Source organism: Patulibacter defluvii (assembly GCF_034096925.1).
Taxonomy (GTDB): domain Bacteria; phylum Actinomycetota; class Thermoleophilia; order Solirubrobacterales; family Solirubrobacteraceae; genus Patulibacter; species Patulibacter defluvii.
This window is the reverse complement of sequence record NZ_JAWZSQ010000009.1, coordinates 39,760-58,232: the sequence shown is the minus strand read 5'-3', so window position 1 is coordinate 58,232 and position 18,473 is coordinate 39,760. Positions and strand designations below refer to the sequence as shown.

General features: G+C 74.7%; 15 protein-coding genes. 12 read left to right on the top strand and 3 right to left on the bottom strand.

The features are described 5' to 3' along the window. The first annotated feature begins 88 nt into the window (after window positions 1–88). The gene (locus SH587_RS11475) at window positions 89–1,114 is read left to right on the top strand and encodes a calcium-binding protein (RefSeq protein WP_320670750.1); all 1,026 of its coding nucleotides are present in this window, start codon (window positions 89–91) and stop codon (window positions 1,112–1,114) included. Here SH587_RS11475 and SH587_RS11470 read toward each other — a convergent pair. Next, entirely contained in the window at window positions 1,111–3,516 is a 2,406-nt protein-coding gene (locus tag SH587_RS11470; RefSeq protein WP_320670749.1) for a glycoside hydrolase family 31 protein, read from the bottom strand. The two genes, SH587_RS11475 and SH587_RS11470, sit on opposite strands and share 4 nt — an antisense overlap. Window positions 3,517–3,811: 295 nt before the next feature. On the opposite strand from SH587_RS11470, the gene SH587_RS11465 reads away from it, so the two are divergent. The 4 genes from SH587_RS11465 to SH587_RS11450 are packed head-to-tail and all read left to right on the top strand — an operon-like array spanning window position 3,812 to window position 9,599. Beyond that, window positions 3,812–6,286, top strand: a complete 2,475-nt coding sequence (locus SH587_RS11465) for a glycosyltransferase (RefSeq protein ID WP_320670748.1) — start codon at window positions 3,812–3,814, stop codon at window positions 6,284–6,286. After that, on the top strand, window positions 6,267–7,472 hold the full coding sequence (locus SH587_RS11460; RefSeq protein WP_320670747.1) for a glycosyltransferase: 1,206 nt from the start codon (window positions 6,267–6,269) through the stop codon (window positions 7,470–7,472). Before SH587_RS11465 ends, SH587_RS11460 begins: the two co-directional genes overlap by 20 nt. Continuing rightward, complete coding sequence (locus tag SH587_RS11455) at window positions 7,469–8,269, top strand: DUF2334 domain-containing protein (RefSeq protein WP_320670746.1); 801 nt, start codon at window positions 7,469–7,471, stop codon at window positions 8,267–8,269. Before SH587_RS11460 ends, SH587_RS11455 begins: the two co-directional genes overlap by 4 nt. A 4-nt stretch (window positions 8,270–8,273) precedes the next feature. Beyond that, window positions 8,274–9,599, top strand: coding sequence for an MGH1-like glycoside hydrolase domain-containing protein (locus SH587_RS11450; RefSeq protein ID WP_320670745.1), 1,326 nt, complete (start codon window positions 8,274–8,276; stop codon window positions 9,597–9,599). A 17-nt stretch (window positions 9,600–9,616) separates the two neighbouring features. Here the strand turns inward: SH587_RS11450 and SH587_RS11445 are convergent, their stop codons facing one another. Further along, entirely contained in the window at window positions 9,617–10,252 is a 636-nt protein-coding gene (locus tag SH587_RS11445; RefSeq protein ID WP_320670744.1) for a DUF47 domain-containing protein, read from the bottom strand. A gap of 137 nt (window positions 10,253–10,389) precedes the next feature. Between SH587_RS11445 and SH587_RS11440 the strand changes: the two genes are divergently transcribed. The 7 genes from SH587_RS11440 (at window position 10,390) to SH587_RS11410 (ending at window position 17,980) form a co-directional block, all read left to right on the top strand. Next, window positions 10,390–10,743 carry a winged helix-turn-helix domain-containing protein gene (locus SH587_RS11440; protein WP_320670743.1) on the top strand — a complete coding sequence of 118 codons (354 nt, stop codon included), beginning with the start codon at window positions 10,390–10,392 and terminating at the stop codon, window positions 10,741–10,743. A 174-nt stretch (window positions 10,744–10,917) separates the two neighbouring features. Next, a complete protein-coding gene (gene pstS, locus SH587_RS11435; RefSeq protein WP_320670742.1) occupies window positions 10,918–12,009 on the top strand; it encodes a phosphate ABC transporter substrate-binding protein PstS in 1,092 nt (363 codons plus the stop codon). A gap of 113 nt (window positions 12,010–12,122) precedes the next feature. Next, window positions 12,123–14,120 carry a phosphate ABC transporter permease subunit PstC gene (gene pstC, locus SH587_RS11430; protein ID WP_320670741.1) on the top strand — a complete coding sequence of 666 codons (1,998 nt, stop codon included), beginning with the start codon at window positions 12,123–12,125 and terminating at the stop codon, window positions 14,118–14,120. Further along, window positions 14,117–15,022: a phosphate ABC transporter ATP-binding protein PstB gene (pstB, locus tag SH587_RS11425; RefSeq protein ID WP_320670740.1), complete on the top strand. Its 906-nt coding sequence runs from the start codon at window positions 14,117–14,119 to the stop codon at window positions 15,020–15,022. Before pstC ends, pstB begins: the two co-directional genes overlap by 4 nt. A gap of 41 nt (window positions 15,023–15,063) precedes the next feature. After that, window positions 15,064–16,032: a phosphate signaling complex PhoU family protein gene (locus tag SH587_RS11420; RefSeq protein ID WP_320670739.1), complete on the top strand. Its 969-nt coding sequence runs from the start codon at window positions 15,064–15,066 to the stop codon at window positions 16,030–16,032. A 425-nt stretch (window positions 16,033–16,457) separates the two neighbouring features. Beyond that, window positions 16,458–17,315, top strand: coding sequence for a response regulator transcription factor (locus SH587_RS11415; protein WP_320670738.1), 858 nt, complete (start codon window positions 16,458–16,460; stop codon window positions 17,313–17,315). A 305-nt stretch (window positions 17,316–17,620) separates the two neighbouring features. Then, the gene (locus SH587_RS11410) at window positions 17,621–17,980 is read left to right on the top strand and encodes a hypothetical protein (RefSeq protein WP_320670737.1); all 360 of its coding nucleotides are present in this window, start codon (window positions 17,621–17,623) and stop codon (window positions 17,978–17,980) included. A 29-nt stretch (window positions 17,981–18,009) separates the two neighbouring features. Here the strand turns inward: SH587_RS11410 and SH587_RS11405 are convergent, their stop codons facing one another. Then, entirely contained in the window at window positions 18,010–18,468 is a 459-nt protein-coding gene (locus SH587_RS11405) for a PIN domain-containing protein (protein ID WP_320670736.1), read from the bottom strand. Window positions 18,469–18,473 lie beyond the last annotated feature (5 nt).

Here is an 18,473-nt window from a genome sequence, read left to right as displayed (position 1 = left end):
GGTCATCGATCGCCGGTCACCGTTCCGCTGGTCCGCCGTTGGTACCGGCGACGGTGGCGGAACGGAACCGCCGCTATATCTTGGCGCGATGGGACACAGGGGTTGGGGGGTGGGCGTCGTCCTGGTCGGGCTGGCGCTGTCGCCGACGGCGGCCTTCGGGTCGACCGCCGAGGTGCGCACGGTCGGTGACGGCCCGGGCGCCGCGCACGGCCAGTTGACGATCACCGGGCAGGGCGCTGAGCGGAACGCGATCACGATCACCTCGGCCGGGCTCGGCCGGCTGCTGAACGGCGTGGTCGACGCCGGCGCGCCGCTGACCGGCAAGCTCGGCCAGGGACCGCACCTCGGCTGCCTGATCGCTCCGCTGCTGAACGCCGGGCTCTGCCTCGGCGAGGCACCGGACGACGGCGTGGTCGTGGATCTCGGCGCGGGGAACGACCTGCTCGACGCCCGCGGACTGGCGGCGGCCGACGCGGTCACGCGTTACGACCTCGGCAGCGGCGACGACCGTCTGCTCGGCGGTCCGGCTGCCGAGACGATCCTCCCGCGCGGCGGGGCTGACGACGTCTCCGGTGGCCCCGGGATCGACAGCGTGCAGTTCCCGGGCGACCAGGACGTCCGGGTCAGCCTGGACGGCATCGCCGACGACGGCCCCGACGGCCACGCGAACATCCGTCCCGACGTCGAGAACGTGCTGACCGGGCGGGGGAACGACGTGCTGATCGGCTCGGACGGCCCCAACGTGCTCGGCGGCGGCGAGGAGTACGCGGCCGATCCGATCGGGGTCGACCGGATCGAAGGCCGCGGCGGCAACGACGTCCTCTCGCTCGGCCGTGGCGTCGCCGACGGTGGCGAGGGCGACGACCAGCTGCAGGGCGGCTTCTTCGGCGGATCGGGCCTGCTCCTCGGGGGGCCTGGCAACGACCGGATCGAGGCCCACGGCACGTTCTCGGTCGACGCCGGCCTCGGCGACGACGTGATCGACTCGTCCTACCACTCGACGCTGCCGGTGGCGGCCAACGACATCGTCTGCGGGCCTGGCTTCGACACCGTTCGCGCGAACGCGATCGACACCGTGGCCGACGACTGCGAGCAGGTCACCCGCGTGAACTAGGACGGCCCACCCCGCTCGACCGTCCGCACGTCCCACCCGTCGGGCAGCAGCCAGCGGCCGCGGACCCACCGCACCGGCGTCCCGTCGGGCAGCGCCGCGCGCGCCCGGCCGGCCTCGGGCGCGCCCCACAACGTCGCCACGTAGGGCCGCTCGCGGTCGTCGCCGTCGCCGAGGCCGCGGGCCACGTGCTCGGCGGGGTGGCTGAGGACGATCGCCCCGGCCCGCACCCAGACCGGGGTCCGCTCGCGCGGGGTGGCGACGACGACCGTCCGGCCGCCCTCGACCTCGCGTCCCGACCAGGTCTCGATCCAGCGGCCGCGGGGGAGCGGCACCGCGCGCTCGCGCAGGCCCTCGTCGACCACCGGCGCGACCACCAGCGAGGGCCCGTAGGCGAACGCGTCCGGCACCGACCAGAGACGGTCGTCGGCCGGGTCCAGCCACGCCAGCGGCCGGATGATCGGCAGGCCGCTGCGGGCGGCGGTGCGGGCCGCCGCACGGACGTACGGCACCAGCATCTCGTGCAGCAGCGCGTAGCCGCGGAACAGGCCCAGCGTCTCGTGGTCGTAGGTCCACGGCTCCTGCTCCAGCCGCGCGTGGGCCTGCATCAGCGGGGTGAAGCAGCCCAGCTGCGCCCACCGCACCAGCAGCTCGGCGCTGCAGCGCTTGACGCCGGCGTCGCCGAGGTAGCCGCCGATGTCGTGCGACCAGTTCGAGATCCCCGAGTGGGCGGCCGAGACGGTCGCCGCCAGCAGCACCCGCAGCGACCAGAAGTCCGACGCCTGGTCGCCCGCCCACAGCATCCCCGTCGCCTGCTGGCCGGTCCAGCCGGAGCGGCCGAAGAGCACGCCCTCGCCGGGATGGACCCGCTCCAGCGCCCGCCGCATCGAGCGCCGGTAGTCGTCGCCCCAGCGCCAGGCCCGCACCGCCCCGGTCGAGCCGTCGGCGAAGCGGACGTCCTCCGGCAGGTAGTAGCCCTCGCCGTCGTCGGCCTTGATCCCGGCCACGCCCAGGCCCAGCACCGCCTCGGCCTGGGCCCGCCACCACCGCTCGCCGGGGCCGGTGAAGTCGATCGGCGACCCGCGCCCCATCCACCACTGGGCCAGGTAGGGCGCGTCGCCGTCGGCCAGGTCGCCGAGGTCGTCGTGCTCGTCGCCCTCCAGCGCCGCCTTGATCGCCTGCGCGTGGCCCGCCCCGTCGCCCGCCGGCGGCCGCACGTAGGCGCCGATCCGGGCGCCCTCGGCGTAGGTCTCCGCCGGCCGTCGGTGGAGCCGGATCGAGGCCGGGTCGGGCGGGGTCTGGCCGCCGGCCGAGTCGACGTTGACCCACGGCGTCACCCAGACCACCGTCCGCACCCCGTCGCCGCGCAGCCGCCCGACCATCCCGGCGAAGTCGGGGAACTGGTGGGGGTTCGGGCGCCAGGTGTTGTAGTTCGTCTCCCACGGCGAGTCGAGCACCACCGCGTCGACCGGGATCTCGTGCCAGCGGCAGCCGTGGACGTCCTCCTCGACCTGGTCCTGGTGGTCGTGGATGTCGCGCGACTTCCAGAACCCGTAGCCCCACACCGGCAGCAGCGCCGGCCGGCCGGTCGCGCGCTGGAAGGCCAGCAGACGCTGGACCGGCCCGGGGTGCAGGTGCAGCCGCAGCCGCAGCGGCCCGCTGACCGTCCGCACGCTGGGGCTGACCGCGCCGCCGTCGAGGAAGAACTGGGTGCCGTTGCCGGCGGTGTCCAGCCACGCCGCCCAGCCGGCGGCCGACTGCAGGAACGGCACCGGCGCGTAGTCGCCCTGGGGGATCCCGCCGGCGGCGGCCATCTCGGGCGCGCAGCCCGGTCCCAGGTAGCGACGGTCGGCGCCGAGCTGGATCCGGCGGCCGGCGTGGTCGACCGACGGGTGGTGGCGGGCGCCGAGCCCGCTCAGCCGCAGGTCGCCCGGGACCGGCCAGCGGACGCCCAGCCGCAGCGGCGGCGGCGCGCCAGGCCCAGGGCCCACCGCCAGGTCGACGTGGACGACGTCGGGCTCGGGCAGCGCGATCCGCAGCGTGCCCTCGCGGCCGGACGCGAACCGCAGCGCCAGCGTCGTCGCCGGCACCGCCGCGGGGGGCGGCAGCGTGCCGTTCGGCGGCGCGTCGGGGTCGAGCGAGGCCGGGGGACCGTCGCCCGGCCGCGGCACCACCGTCGCGGAGACCAGCGCGTCCAGCGCCCGCAGCCGCTCGCGCGCGACGACCCCCTCGGTCACGCGCACGAAGCGGTCGTCGACCGTGCCGTCGCGGACCCACGGCTCGATCGCGCGCACGACCGGGACGCCGTCGCGCATCACCGCGATCCGCAGCGGCGAACGGGTCAGGGTCACCGTCACCGGGCCCCGTTCGAGCAGGACCGGGGCGATCGCGGGGGTGGTGGCCACGGAGGCATGCTCGGGGCCGGGCGGCGCGTCGCGGTGAAGGTCCGGTGAAGGCCCGCGGGGCGCCGTCGGCGGCGGTGGCCCATCTCCTACACCGGCTCCGCCCGGACGGTTTCACGGACCGGGCTGCCGCCGGCCCCGGACCCAGCGGTGGATCGCCCGCTCCGTCCGAAACGACCTGCAAAATCAGGGGTTCCCCGGGACGGCCGATCGCGGCGGTGGCCTTCACACCATCGTCACCGATCGGATACGAAGCCGTCACTTCGGGGCTCGGCGACGGGCGGACCCTTGTCGTGACATGAGCCCCATGAACGGCAGCTCCCACCCGCCGGTCCCCGGCGACGAGCGCGGCCCAGGCGCGGGCGACGCCAGCGCGATCCCGCCGGCCCTCTCGCGCGCCGACCTCCACGTCCACTCGACGGCCTCGCAGCTGAGCAAGCTCGGGGTCCAGCGCTCGGTCGGGATGCCCGAGTGCGCCACCCCGCCGGAGGACGTCTACGAGCTGGCCAAGCGCCGCGGCATGGACTACGTGGTGATCAGCGACCACGACACCATCGCCGGCGCGCTGACGATCGCCGACCGTCCCGACGTGATCGTCGGAGAGGAGCTGACCGCCTGGTTCAAGGGCGAGCCGCAGGCCGTCCACGTGCTCGTCCTCGGCCTCAACCAGGACGACCACGACTGGCTCCAGGCCCACAGCCACGACGTCGTGCGCTGCGCCGAGTACCTGCACCAGAACGAGATCACGACCGCGCTGGCCCACCCCTTCTACTACGTCGAGGCGCCGCTGACCCCGCGCCACCGCCGCCAGCTGGCCGAGCTGTTCCCGATCTGGGAGGTCCGCAACGGCTCCCGCGCCCGCGAGCTGAACGCCCCGGCCGCCACCTACATCGACACCCACGGCGGGATCGGCGTCGGCGGCACCGACGACCACGCCGGCGTCGACATCGGCCGCACCTACACCGAGACCCCGCTGGCCTACACCGCCGAGGACTTCCTGGCCCACATCCGCGCCGGCCGCTGCGTCGCCAAGGGCATCCAGGGCGGCGCCGCCAAGTGGTCGCACGCCGCGATGGGGATCGCGATCCGGGCCCTCGGCACGCCCGAGTCCGGGACCGTCGCGCGGCCGCGGCCCGAGGCGATGCTGAAGATCGTCTCGCGGGTGATGAGCGAGGGCGACGTTCGCCGCGGTGAGGAGGGCGACGCCCCGGACGTCACCTCCGACGACGCCCGCGCACTGCTCCGCGCCTGGCTCGACGGCGTCGGCCTCGACGGCATGACCGAGGCCGAGCTGCTGGCGATGTTCCAGGAGGAGGGCTTCGAGCACGACGACCTCTACCGCCGCGCCCGCCGCGCCCACGAGCGCAAGCTGGCCACCGCGCTCGACTCGGTGCTCGGCGCCGCGGGCCGGATCGGCGAGGGCGACGGCGTCGGCTCGGTCGACCTCGGGGCGATCGGCGGCCAGCTGCTCGACGCGCTGGTGCCGGCGGTGCCCTACCTGCCCTCGACGGCCTTCCTCGGGCGCGAGCGGCGGAAGCTGAAGCCGCGGGTCGACGGCGAGCGCCACCGGGTGGCCCTGATCGCCGACGGGATCGGCGGGATGCACGGCGTCACCCACACGCTGAACACGATCCGCGAGCGCGGCGTGCCCGGCTTCGACGTCGAGGTGATCGGCACCGACGCCAACGTCGACCGCCGGCTGCCCGCGATCGCCGAGGTCGACATCCCCTTCTACGAGGGCCTGCAGGTCGGGATCCCGAGCGTCCCCTCGCTGGTCGAGCAGATCGCCGAGGGCCGCTACGACGTGGTCCACCTCTGCTCGCCCGGCCCCTCCGGGGTCGTCGGCCTGGCGCTGGCGAAGATGCTGGAGCTGCCGATCCTCGGCAGCTACCACACCGAGCTGGCCGCCTACACCGGCCTCCGCTCCGCCGACGCCGACCTCGAGGCCTACGCGACCGGCGCGATCGCGCTCTTCTACCAGCAGGCCGACGTCGTCCTGACGCCGAGCCCGCAGAGCGACGACGTCCTCCGCGGGCTCGGGATCGCCGGCGACCGGCTCGGCCGCTGGGACCGCGGGGTCGACATCGCCCGCTTCCGCCCGGAGCGCCGCGACCCGACCCTGATCGATCGCCTCGCCGGCCGCGAGCCGGGCCGCGCCGGCGAGCGGATCCACGTCCTCTACGCCGGCCGCCAGACCGAGGAGAAGGGCGTCCAGCTGCTGGCCGACGCCTTCCTCGCCGCCCGTGAGCGCGATCCGCGCCTGCACCTGGTGCTGGCCGGCGGCGGCCCCGAGGAGCACGTCCTCCGCGAGCGGCTGGGCGAGCACGCCAGCTTCCTCGGCTGGCTCTCCGGCGACCCGCTGGCCGACGTCTACGCCAGCGCCGACCTGTTCCTCTTCGCCAGCCGCACCGACACCTTCGGCCAGGTGCTGCTGGAGGCCCAGGCGTCCGGGCTGCCGGTCGTCGCCGTCGCCGAGGGCGGGCCGGTCTCGCTGATCGAGGACGGGGTCAGCGGGCTGCTGCGCCCGGCCGACGCCGGCGCGCTGGCCGACGCGGTGGTCGAGCTGGCCGCCAGCCCGCAGCGGCGCGCCGAGCTGGCGATCGGCGGGCTCGGGGCGGTCCAGGAGCGGACCTGGGACGCGGCGCTCGGCCGGCTGGCCGAGGGCTACCGGCGGGCGCTGGCCGCGGGCACGCTGCGGGCCGCCCGCCGCGACGCCGAGGCCGCCGCCACCCGCGAGGCCATCCGCCCCGCCGGTGAGCGGCGTGTCGCGTGAGTCGCTGAGCACGGCCGTCCTCCGCCCGCGGCCCGACCGCGGGCGGGCGGACGGCGCGGGGGCGCCGGCCGTCGGCGCCACCCGCCGCCACGGCCGGCGGCTGCGGATCGCCGACGTGACGCTCTGGTACGGCGAGCGCAGCGGCGGGATCAAGAGCTACCTCGACGCCAAGCGGCGCCACGCGGCGATCACCGGCGCCTACGAGCACCACGTCATTGTGCCCGGCCCGCGCGACGACGAGGGCGACGGGATGCACCGGATCCGCGGCGTCCGGGTGACCCGCAACGACTACCGGATCCCGCCCGGCGGCGGGGGACTGCGGCGGACGATCGAGCGGCTGCGGCCCGACGTGCTGCTGCTCCACGACCCCTTCTGGACCCCGCGCCAGGCGATCGCCGCCGCCCACGGCGCCGGCGCGCTGGTGGTCGCCGTCCACCACGGGTCGGCGGCGCTGGCCGCGGCCGGGATGCCGGGGCCGGACGCCGCCTGGCTGCCGGTCTTCCGGGCCTGGATGCACCACGCCTACCGCGACGTCGACGCGATCATGTCGGTGATCGACCCGGTCCCCGACAGCGGCCGCGCGGCCGACCTGCCGCTGCGGCTGGGGCTCGACCCGGCGTTCCGCCCGCAGCCGGACGTGGTCCGCGGCGACCACGTCCTCTACGCCGGCCGGCTCTCGCGCTCGAAGGGCGTGGGGGAGCTGCTGCGCGCCACCCGCGACGGCGACTGGCGGCTGGAGCTGGTCGGCGACGGTCCCTGGCGGACCGCGCTGCCGGCCGAGATCGAGGCGCTCGGGCTGAGCGACCGGGTGACGCTCGGCGACTACGTCCGCGATCCCGCCGAGCTGGCTCGTCGCTACGCCGCCGCCTCGTGCGTGGTGATGCCGGGCCCGAACGAGACCTTCGGCCTGGTCGGGCTCGAGGCGGCCGCCTGCGGCGCGCGGGTCGTGACCTGCGAGAGCGCGCCCTCGGCGGCGGCGATCGGCAGCCTCGGCCACGGCTACCGGGCCGGCGACGTCGACGGCCTGCGGCGCGCGATCGAGGCCGCCCGCCGGGCCGCGCCCGACGCCGGCGCGGCTGCGGCGCTGGCCTGGCGCCACGGCTGGACCGTCCTCTTCCACCAGGAGCTGCGCGACATGGTCGACCTGCTGGAGCGGCGCCGTCGCCGCGGAGCCGTGGCCGCATGAGCCCCGAGGACGCGATCCCGCGCCCCGCCCCGCTGCGGGCGCTGCCGTCGCTGCCCGCCGCCCGCCGCGCGGTCGACCCGCGCGACGCGATCGCGGTCACCGTCCACGACGTCGAGCCGGCGACCTGGGAGCGCTGCGCGCTGCTCCGCGAGTGGCTGGCCGACCACGGCGTCGCGCGGGTCACGCTGCTGGTGATCCCGGCCCCCGACCTGCACCCCTTCGACCGCCGCAGCCCGGCGCTGCGGGCCTGGCTGGGGGAGCGGATCGACGCCGGCGACGAGGTCGCCCAGCACGGCTTCCGCCACGAGCAGACCCGGCCGGCGGCGCCGCTGCGGCAGGCGGTCGCGCTCTGGCAGGGCGGCCGCGCGGCCGAGTTCGTCGGCCTCGACGCCGAGGAGACCGACCGCGCCGTCGCCGCCGGTCGCCGGATCCTGACCGACGCCGGGATCGAGCCGGACGGCTTCGTCGCCCCGGGCTTCGCCTACACGCCGTCGCTGCACGCGACGCTCCGCGACCGCTACGCGTGGTGGGCGACGATCGACGCGGTCCACGGCGGCTCCCGGCCGCGGCCGCTGCGGGCGCTGGCGCTCGGGCTCGGCGCCTCGACCCCGCTCAAGCGGTTCGCCTCGCCGGCGGTGCTGCGGACCGCGTCGCGGATCGGCGGCGGACCGGTGCGGCTGGAGCTGCACCCGGCCGACCTCGACCACCCGCGGCTGATCGCGGCGGCCGAGGACGTCCTCCGCCGCCACGCCCGCCGGCCGTCGGTCACCTACCGCGAGCTGGTCGCGGCGGCCTGACCCGATGACCTCCGGAAGCGGCCTGATCGAGCGGCAGGCCCCGCGCGCGTCGCGGCCGGTCGACGCGCTGGCCGAGGCGACGCTGCGGGCCAACTGGCGCAGCGGCGAGCGGCGCGGCGTGCCCTACGCCTTCACCTGCCCGTCGACGCCGCGCTACCGCCACCAGTGGCATTGGGACTCCTGCTTCAGCGCGATCGCCTGGACCCGGTTCGACCCCGCGCGCGCTCGCGAGGAGCTGCGGACCGTCGTCCGCGGCGGCGACCCGCGGATCGCCCCGCGGGTCGGCGCCCGCCCCGGGCTGCTGCCGCACACCGTCTTCTGGGACCGGCCGGCCGGCTGGCGGCGGGCGCCGTTCTACGCCACCCGCCGGATCGTCGGCGAGCTGGCGACCGCCTCGATCGGCCCGCCGCTGCTGCCGCTGGCCTGGGAGCGGGTCGCCGCCGCCGACCCGGCCGGCGATCCCGGCTTCGCGAGCGAGGCGCTGCCGGCCCTGACCGAGCACCTCGACTGGCTGGCCGCCGAGCGCGACCTGGCCGGCGACGGGCTGCTGACGATCCTCTTCCCGGACGAGTCGGGGCTCGACGACAGCCCCCAGTACGACCGGCCGTTCGGAGCCCTGGTCCACGACCGGCCCGGCTACTGGCTGCTGGTCGAGCGGGCCCGCCGGGTCGGCTACGACGCCCGCCGCTTCGCCGCCCGCCACGACCACCACGTGGTCGACGTCTGGACCACGACCGCCTACGCGCTGTCGCTGCACGCGATGGCGCGGCTGACCGGCGACCGGGCCTGGGCGACCCTCGCCGCCCGCAGCGAGCGGTCGCTGGTCGACCACTGCTGGGACGAGTCGGCGGGCCTCTTCCGTGATCTCGCCGGCCGCGGCCGGCGACCGGTGGCGGCCGGCGGCTGGTCGTCGCTGGCGCCGCTGCTGCTGCCGGGGATCCCGCTGCCGATCCGGCGCCGGCTGGCGGCCGAGCAGCTGCTGGCCCGCGACCGCTTCGCCGCCCCGGTCGGGATCCCGTCGGTCGCGATCGACGATCCGGCGCACCGGCCGAGCTTCGACCGCTGGCGGACCTGGCGCGGCCCGTCGTGGGTCAACGTCGCCTGGCTGCTGCTGCCGGCGCTGGCCGCGCTCGGCCACGAGGCCGAGGCCTCCGCGACCGCCGCGGCGCTGGTCGCCGCCGTCGAGCGCGAGGGCCTGCGCGAGTACTACGACCCGCGCGACGGCCGCGGCTACGGCGCGCGCGGGTTCGCCTGGTCGGCGCTGGCCTGCGACCTGGCCGACGGCGCGGCCGGGGCCTGGCCGGCGCCGGTCGGGGAGGGGCCGGGGTGAGCGCGGGGCGCTCAGCCTCAGCGGCGACGCTTGAGGACGATCCCCTCGAGGTGGTGGGCGACCGTCTCGCAGGCGTCGATCGCGCTCTCGAGCGCCGCGTAGATGTCCTTCCAGCGGATCACGAACAGCGGGTCGACGCCGATCTCGAACAGCGACGCGATCGCGTCGCGGCTGATCCGGTCGCCGTCGTTCTCCAGCCGGTGGATCTCGACCAGGAACGGCGACAGGTCGCTGCCGGTCCGCAGCGCCCGCAGCGCCAGCGCCAGCTGCTCGCCGCAGGCCACCAGGATGTCGGCCAGCTGGGTGGCCTGGTCGGTGGCCGCCTCGACCTGGTAGACGGAGAACATGTCGGCCGCCGCCTCGGCGTCGTCGACGATGTCGTCGAGCGCGGTCGCCAGCCGGTAGCCGTCGTCGATCTCGAACGGCGACGCCTGGGCGGCGCTGTGGCGGCTGAGCCGGTGGATGATGTCGTGGGCGATCCGGTCGCCCTCCTGCTCGCAGAGCACGAGGTCGCGGACCAGGCCGGCCTGCTCGGGGTAGTCGCGCACGAGGTCGCGCAGCAGCAGCGTCGAGCGCTGGATCGTGCGGCCGTACTCCTCGAGCAGGTCGAGCAGCGCGGTGTCGGTTCCGGTCGCGCGGAAGAAGAGCGGCATCGGTCGGGCGACGCTAGCGCCGAATCGCCTGCTGTTGCGCGTGATCGGCGCGGTTTCACATGCCGTTCACAGCTGGTTCACGGTCCGGTAACTGGCGCGCCCGCGGGCTGTCGCACACTCACGGGGCGATGAGCACCGTGACCCGATCCACGGACGACGTGGCCCCCGGAGCCCCCGCGGAGCCGATCCGCGTCGCCCAGGTCGAGATCCGGCCCCAGGAGGGGCTGGCCGTCGTCGCCGGTCGCGTCGTCCCGCTGTCGGTGCGCGAGTTCGAGCTGCTCTCGGCGCTCGCCACCCGCTCGGGACACGTCGTGGCCCGCGAGGAGCTGTTCTCGACGGTCTGGGGCGGTCCGCTCCGCCGCGGGGACCGCTCGATCGACGTCTACGTCCACAAGCTGCGCCAGAAGCTCGAGGCCGCGTCCCCGGGCTGGCGCTTCATCCACACCCACATCGGGTTCGGGTACCGGTTCGCGCCGGAGCCCGCGGCCTGATCGGGACGTCGTCGGCGGGCTCCCGCTCGTCGCCGACACACCACGTTCACATCGAGTTCACACCCCGGCCACACCCAGGTAACAGGATGCAGGAACGGCGCTGACACGCTGCCCTGCGTCACGTTCCCCTGACTGACTCAAGGAGACCACGTGCGAATTCGTACGTTTGCCGCGATGGGCGCGTCTGCCGTCCTCGCTCTCGGCGTCGCAGCCTGCGGTTCCGACGACAAGAAGAACGACACCACCGCGGCCAGCACCGGCACCGAGACCACGGCCAGCGCGTCGTTCTCCGGGGCGATCAACGCCGGCGGCTCGACGTTCGCCAAGCCGGTCTACGACACCTGGGGCGCGAAGCTCAAGTCCCAGGGCCTGACCTTCAACTACGCGGGCACCGGCTCGGGCGCGGGCATCGCCGGCGTCACCGACGGCACGCTCGACTTCGGCGGCACCGACTCGGCGATGGACGACGAGGAGATCGCCGCCGCCAAGAAGCAGGGCGAGATCGTCCACGTCCCGACGTTCTTCGGCGCGGTCGTGGCGGCCTACAACGTCAAGGGCCTCGAGACCGGCCTGAAGCTGGACGGCGCCACCCTCGCCGACATCTTCCTCGGCAAGATCAAGAACTGGAACGACAAGGCGATCGCCGATCAGAACTCCGGCGTGACGCTGCCGGACGAGAAGATCACCGTCGTCCACCGCTCCGACGAGTCGGGCACCACGAAGGCGTTCCTCTCGTACCTCGGCGCCTACTCCAAGGAGTGGGAGAAGGGCCCGGGCGTCGACAAGTCGGTCAAGTGGCCGACCGGCACCGGCGCCAAGGGCAACGACGGCGTCGCCGCCGCGGTCAAGCAGACCGAGGGCGCGATCGGCTACGTCGAGCAGGCCTACGCGCTGCAGAACGACTTCGCCTACGCCAGCCTGAAGAACAAGGCCGGCAACTACGTCGAGCCGACGCTGGAGTCCGTCTCCGCCGCCGGTGAGGGCGTCGAGGTCCCGGAGGACCTGCGGTTCGCGATCGGCGACGCCGACGGCGACCAGACCTACCCGGACGCGTCCGCCACGTTCGTCGTCCTGCCGAAGGACCTCTGCAAGGCCGGGAAGTCCGAGAGCGTCGCCAAGGACGTCAAGAACTACCTGACCTACGGGCTCACCACCGGTCAGGAAGAGGCCAAGCAGCTGGCCTACGCGCCGCTGCCGGACAGCATCCTGACGAAGGCCAAGGCCGTCGTCGACTCCCTCGAGTGCAACGGAGCGCCGATCTCCTGATCCGCGGTCGCGCCCACCGCGCACGCGTCCTCCCGCCCCGCCGCGATCTCGCGGCGGGGCGGGGGTCGTAGCGGCCCGGGCGCTCCGGTCCACCGGCGACCCCCACCGACAGCATGGAATCGAGCACCGCAACCGTCCCCAATCCCGACGCCGCGTCACGGCTCCGGCAGACGCTGGCCCGGACGAAGACCGGCAGCTGGCTCGACCCATGGGTCAAGTACGCGCTGACGGCCCTCGCCGGGCTGATCTTCGTCCTGCTCCTGTACTTCCTGATCAAGCTCGGGATCGAGTCCGAGCCGGTCTTCTCGGCGTACGGGTTCACCGACTTCGTGACGAAGGTCGACTGGCTGCCGTCGCAGGACACCTTCGGGGCCGGCGCGCTGGTCGCGGGCACGCTGATCACCTCGGTGGTCGCGCTGATCATCGGCGTCCCGGTCGCGGTCGCCACGGCGCTGTTCGTCACCGAGCTGGCGCCGGCGCGCTGGCGCGGGGTCATCGCCGGCACGCTCGAGCTGCTGGCCGCGGTCCCCTCGGTCGTCTACGGCCTCTGGGGCTTCCTCTTCCTGGCGCCGAAGCTGAAGGGCGCCGAGCAGTGGTTCGCCGACACCTTCTCGTTCATCCCCTTCATCGGGGGCGACGTCTCGGCGGCCAACTACTTCATCACCGGCCTGATCCTGGCGATCATGATCATCCCGATCGTCTCCGCGATCTCGCGCGAGGTGATGGCGACGGTCCCGGCCGACCACAAGGAGGCGGCCCTCGCCCTCGGCGCCACGCGCTGGGAGATGATCCGGACCGCCGTCCTGCCGTACTCGCGCGCCGGGATCGTCGGCGGCTCGATGCTCGGCCTCGGCCGGGCGCTGGGCGAGACGATCGCCGTCGCGATCCTGATCGGCGGCGCCACGGCCGGCGTCGGCGACTCGCTCTTCTCGCAGGGGTCGACCCTGGCCTCGGTGATCGCGCTGGAGTTCCAGGAGGCGACGTCGAGCCCCGAGCACCGCGCGGCGCTGATCGGCGCCGGCCTGCTGCTGTTCGCGGTCACGCTGGTGATCAACGCGGTCGCCCGCGGCTACATCACCCGCTCCGAGAGCCGGCTGAAGCGGGCCGAGCGCGACGCCAAGCGCGCGGTCGACGCCGCGGCCCGCGGCGAGCTGCCGAAGGCCCAGCGCCGACTGCTGACGCGGATCCCGCACCCGGAGCTGGTGACGAGCCTGGAGGGCCGCAAGCGGGTCGACCGCTGCGCCCGCGGGCTGGTCGCCTCGCTGACCGGCCTGGCGCTGCTGCCGCTGGCGCTGCTGCTCGGGTTCCTGCTCGTCAAGGGCGGCGGCTCGATCAGCTGGAGCTTCCTGACCTCCGATCCGACCGGCGCGGCCGGCGCGGTGGCGAACACGAACCGCTTCCTCGGCGACGCCGCGGTCCAGTCGCAGGCGGCCGACCTGGGCGGGATCCGCTCGGCGATCATCGGCACCCTCGAGGTGGTCGGGATCGCGGCGGCGATCGTGGTCCCGATCGGGATCGCGGTCGCGGTCTACCTGGTCGAGTACGGCGAGGGCACCTGGTTCGGCAACTTCGTCCGCTACCTGGTCGACGTGATGACCGGCGTGCCGTCGGTGGTCTTCGGCCTCTTCGTCTACATCACGCTGGTGGTCAGCCAGGTCGGCGGCGGGCCGTTCGCCGGCTGGAAGGCGTCGGTCGCGCTCGGTCTGCTGATGCTGCCGATCGTGATCAACGCGGCGCTGCCGGTGCTGCGGTTGGTGCCGCAGCAGCTGCGCGAGGCCGCGCTGGCGCTCGGCGTGCCCCGCTGGAAGGTGATCCTCCGGATCGTCCTGCCGACGGCGGCGCCGGGCCTGGTGACGGGCTCGCTGCTGGCGATCGCCCGCGCCGCCGGCGAGACCGCGCCGATCATCTTCACCGCCGGCGTCGCGACCGCGCTCGCCGGTGATCCGAACGGGCCGCTGAACACGCTGCCGGCCCAGATCTACGCCGACGTGACGGCCTCGTCGTCGGCCCAGCACGACCGGGCGTGGGGCGCTGCCCTGACCCTCGTCGTGCTGATCCTCCTCCTCAGCCTCATCGCCCGCCTCGCCCAGCGCAGGAGCCGCATCGCATGACCTCCGACCCGACCCGGGTGCGCGACCCGCGCACCAGCGACCCGCAGACCTCCGGTGGTATTCCCGTGAGCACCCACGACACCCCGCTGCAGACCCCGGCGTCGGTGGCCGACGGCCAGGCGCCGGTCGAGCACGCCAGCGCGACCACCGGCCACAGCGTGACGCTGCGGAACGTGAAGTCGTTCTACGGCGACAACATGGCGGTCAAGGGCGTCGACCTGGAGTACCGGGCGAACGAGGTGACGGCGATGATCGGGCCGTCCGGCTGCGGCAAGTCGACGCTGCTGCGCTCGATCAACCGGATGCACGAGGAGATCCCGGGCGCGCGCGTCGAGGGCGAGATCCTGCTCGACGGGGTCGACATCAACGCGTCGGGGACCGACGTGGTGGCGATCCGGCGGATGATCGGGATGGTCTTCCAGCGGCCGAACCCGTTCCCGACGATGTCGATCCGCGAGAACGTGGCGGCGGGCCTGAAGTTCAACAAGATCAAGGACGTCGACCACGACGACCGGGTCGAGTGGGCGCTGCGCGGGGCGGGTCTCTGGGACGAGGTCAAGGACCGGCTGAACGCGCCGGGCGTCGGCCTCTCGGGCGGTCAGCAGCAGCGGCTCTGCATCGCGCGCACGATCGCGATCAAGCCCGACGTGATCCTGATGGACGAGCCCTGCTCGGCGCTCGACCCGATCGCGACGCTGAAGGTCGAGGAGCTGATCCAGGAGCTGAAGCAGGACTTCACGATCGTCCTGGTGACGCACAACATGCAGCAGGCCGCGCGCGTCGGCGACCGGACGGCGTTCATGTACCTGGGCGATCTGGTCGAGGTCGACGCGACCGAGAAGATCTTCACCAACCCGAGCGACTCCCGGACGGAGGAGTACGTGTCCGGGAAGTTCTCCTGACCCGCGCGCCGGGCGCGGACGGCGGAGAGTAGGTTCGATCGGTGGCGACGAGGACGCATTACCGGGAAGAGCTGCTGGAGCTGGAGCGGGTGACGCTCGGTGCGCTGGGGCTGGTCGTGCGCCAGATCGAGCGCGTGACCGAGGCGCTGGAGCAGCAGGACGTCGAGCTGGGCACGTTCGTGATGGCGGACGACGACCGGATCGACGGCCGCTACCTGGAGGTCAACCAGGGCGTGCTGTCGCTGCTGGCGCTCCAGGCCCCGGTCGCGGGCGACCTGCGGCTGGTGGCGAGCCTGCTCCACATCGCCAAGCACTTCGAGCGGATGGGCGATCAGTGCGTGAACATCGCCAAGCTGATTCCGCTGACCGGCAACGACCCGCCGCGGCGGGCCGAGGTGCTGGGGCCGATCCTGCGGATGGGCGTGCTGGCGCGCGACGAGGTGGTTCAGTGCCGCCAGGCCCTGGAGCTGCGTGACGTCGATCTGGCCCTCGACCTGGTGCGGCGGGACCAGGAGCTGAACGAGCTCAACCGCGAGGTCTTCCGCCTGGCGATCGAGCTCGGCGACGACATCGACACCCGCGAGTGGCTGATGACCATGACCATGGTCGCCCGCGCCTTCGAGCGGGTCGGCGACAACGCCGTCGCGATCGGCGAGCAGGTGGCCTTCGTCGTCGACGGCCCCTCGCCCGAGTTCGAGGAGTCGGCTTCGCGGGCCTACCGCCGTGCCCAGCGGGCGCGGGGGCTGGTGCCGCCGGGGTCGGTGGCCGGTGGAGCGGTGGCTGGCGGTCCCGGGGGCGGGCCGATGGGCGGGCCTGGGGCGGCGGATGCTGGTCCTGGGTCGGCGGATGGTTCGGGCCGGCCGGGCGATGGGGCTGCGGGTGGCGGTGCGGCGGGCGATGGCGCGCCCGGGGGCGGCGCAGCCGGTGGTTCGACGGGCGGCGACGCCGGTGCCGATGGCCCGGGCGTCGAACGGCCCGACGCGGACGAGCCCGGGGCCCAGGGCGCCTGACGGGCGCGGCGGCGGCGACCGCGGCGAGTCGGGGCCGAGGGCGCCTGGCGCGCGGTCGGCGGGCCTGGCGGGTCAGGTCGGGGCGGGCCCGCGCTGGGGCAGGGCTGACGCGCGAAGCGGGTCGCGATCGACCGGCCCGCCGCGCGGCGGGGTCGAACACGGCGGGAGCCCGCACCGGCCCCGTGCACGTGACCGGCGACGAGCGGCAGCGCGCCAGGATGGCCGCCGGCGAGCGAGCCTCGCGGGCCTGCCGGGGGGCCGGGAGAGGTCCGCGGAGCCCGTCGATCGTCCGCGCTGTGCGGGGCGAACGGGCGGACGGCGCAAACGTGCCGTCCGTCACACGGTGCTCAGCGGGTTGTGAAGAAGTGGTGACTGTGACGTCACAAGTCGTTTCACACCCCCTGAGCCGACTAGACTTCGCCGCGATGCAGGAGAACTCCTCCGTCTCGAGCGTCGGCAGTTCAGCGGCCGCGGGCGGCACCCTGCGGGTCGCCCTGATCGACACCGACAGCGGTTTCCTCCACGTCCTCGGCAAGCGCTTCGAGCGCGCCGGGTGGCAGCAGCGCGTGCTGGCCAGCCCGGTCCCGGTCGAGGATCTGGTCGCGATGCGCCTCAGCGCCCTGGTCGTCGACGTCGGGGTCCTCGGCCCGCAGGCGTGGGAGTACCTGGAGAAGGTCGCCACCCGGATGCCGGGCTTGGGGATCATCGTCTGCACCGGCCAGTCGAGCGTGGCCCAGCGGGTCCGCGGCCTGCGCCTGGGGGCGGACGACTGGGTCGGCAAGCCCTGCCACCCGGAGGAGCTGATGGCCCGGATCGAGGCCGTCGTCCGCCGCCGTCGCCGGGTCGAGCCGCAGGAGGACCGTGGACCGCGCGTCTGCGGCGAGCTGGAGATCCGCGGGGATCAGTTCCAGGCCTTCGTCGCCGGCCAGTCGGCCGAGCTGACCAAGCGCGAGTTCGAGCTGATCGACCTGCTGGCCGGGGCCGAGGGCCGCGTGCTGGAGCGCGAGGAGATCTACCAGCGCGTCTGGGGCTACGCCATGGCCCGCGGCGACCGCTCGGTCGACGTCTTCGTCCGCAAGCTGCGCCAGAAGCTCGACAAGGCCTCGCCCAGCTGGCGCTACATCCACACCCACTTCGGCGTCGGCTACCGCTTCGCGCCCGAGCCGGTCGAGCCGCTGCCGGTCGCCGAGCCGGACCGCCGCGTCCGCTCGACCACCGACGCCCACCCGGTCGCCGAGACCGGCCCCGCCGCCGAGCACGAGCTCGAGCGCGCGGCCAGCTAGCCCCGCCCACGCACCACGACGTCGCCCGCCCGCTGCGACGTTCCGGTCGCTGGGCGTCCGGAGGGTGGCGGTGGGGCCCGGACGGCCGCCGGGCGCGCTGCCCGCTGTGACGTTCTGGTCGCTTGGCGTCCGGAAGGTGACGGTGGGGGCGGCCGGCCGCCGCGCGCCGCCCGCCGCGACGTTTCGGTCGCTCGGCGACCGGAAGGTGACGACGGCGAACGGCCGGTCGCCGGGCGCCGCGCGCTCAACGTCCGGCGACCACGTGCCGGGCGGGCCGCCGCGGCCCTGAGCGGTAGGCTGGGCCGGTGACCAGCAACGGCGTGCGCACCGCGGCGATCGTCGTCGGCCTGGCCCTGATCGTCTGGCTGGTGCCGGGCGGCGGGGACGGCGGAGCGGCCGTCGGCGCCACCCTCAGCGCCCTGTTCCTGGGCGCGATCGTCCTGCTCGGCATCCGGGCCTACCGCGAGACCCGCGGCCGGATCGAGATCCTGGGCGACGCCCACCGCCTGCTGCTCTACGGCGCCATCGGCATGATCGTCGTCGCCATGGCCGCCCGCCCGCGCCTGGTCGAGACCGGCGCCGGCACCGTCCTCTGGCTGGTCCTGGTGGGCTCGGCCGTGGCGATGCTGTTCGCGGTCTACCAGCGCTGGCGCGACGTCGTCTGACCGGCGGCGGAGCGGCGACACCGACCCGCTCAACCGTCGATCAGCGCGATCCCCGCCACCCCGGCGAAGTGCCGGCCGTTGCCGGTGGCGAGCGGCAGCTCGTAGAGCCGGGCCGACGCGGCGATCCAGGCGTCGTGCGTCTGGGACCGGGCGCCCAGGGGGTGCCCGTCGCGGAGGGATTCGGCGCGGACGCTGGCCCATTCGGCGATCAGCTCCTGGTTCGGGGGGATGACGGTGACGGTGGAGATCGCCCGCGCGAGCGCGTTTCGCCGCGGCGAGCCCCAGCGGTGGATCTCGGCCCAGGCGAACAGCTCGGCCACGGTCACGAAGCTGACCAGCACGTGCTTGCCCGCGACCACCGGCGTCCAGCTCGCCGCCTGCCGCGGGCCCTTCAGCAGGCAGGAGAAGACGTCGGTGTCGAGCAGCACCGGCCCGGGCCGATCGCCGACCGCCCGGCCGGCCCGCGTCGATCGGGTGATCCGCGGCACCGGCA

What these genes read in the sequence shown, in the direction of transcription:
- SH587_RS11415 (WP_320670738.1), top strand. Translation starts at nt 16,458, where the DNA reads ATGCAGGAGAACTCCTCCGTCTCGAGCGTCGGCAGTTCAGCGGCCGCG.
- SH587_RS11475 (WP_320670750.1), top strand. Translation starts at nt 89, where the DNA reads ATGGGACACAGGGGTTGGGGGGTGGGCGTCGTCCTGGTCGGGCTGGCG.
- pstS (WP_320670742.1), top strand. Translation starts at nt 10,918, where the DNA reads ATGGGCGCGTCTGCCGTCCTCGCTCTCGGCGTCGCAGCCTGCGGTTCC.
- SH587_RS11465 (WP_320670748.1), top strand. Translation starts at nt 3,812, where the DNA reads ATGAGCCCCATGAACGGCAGCTCCCACCCGCCGGTCCCCGGCGACGAG.
- SH587_RS11450 (WP_320670745.1), top strand. Translation starts at nt 8,274, where the DNA reads ATGACCTCCGGAAGCGGCCTGATCGAGCGGCAGGCCCCGCGCGCGTCG.
- SH587_RS11455 (WP_320670746.1), top strand. Translation starts at nt 7,469, where the DNA reads ATGAGCCCCGAGGACGCGATCCCGCGCCCCGCCCCGCTGCGGGCGCTG.
- SH587_RS11445 (WP_320670744.1), bottom strand. Translation starts at nt 10,252, where the DNA reads ATGCCGCTCTTCTTCCGCGCGACCGGAACCGACACCGCGCTGCTCGAC.
- pstB (WP_320670740.1), top strand. Translation starts at nt 14,117, where the DNA reads ATGACCTCCGACCCGACCCGGGTGCGCGACCCGCGCACCAGCGACCCG.
- pstC (WP_320670741.1), top strand. Translation starts at nt 12,123, where the DNA reads ATGGAATCGAGCACCGCAACCGTCCCCAATCCCGACGCCGCGTCACGG.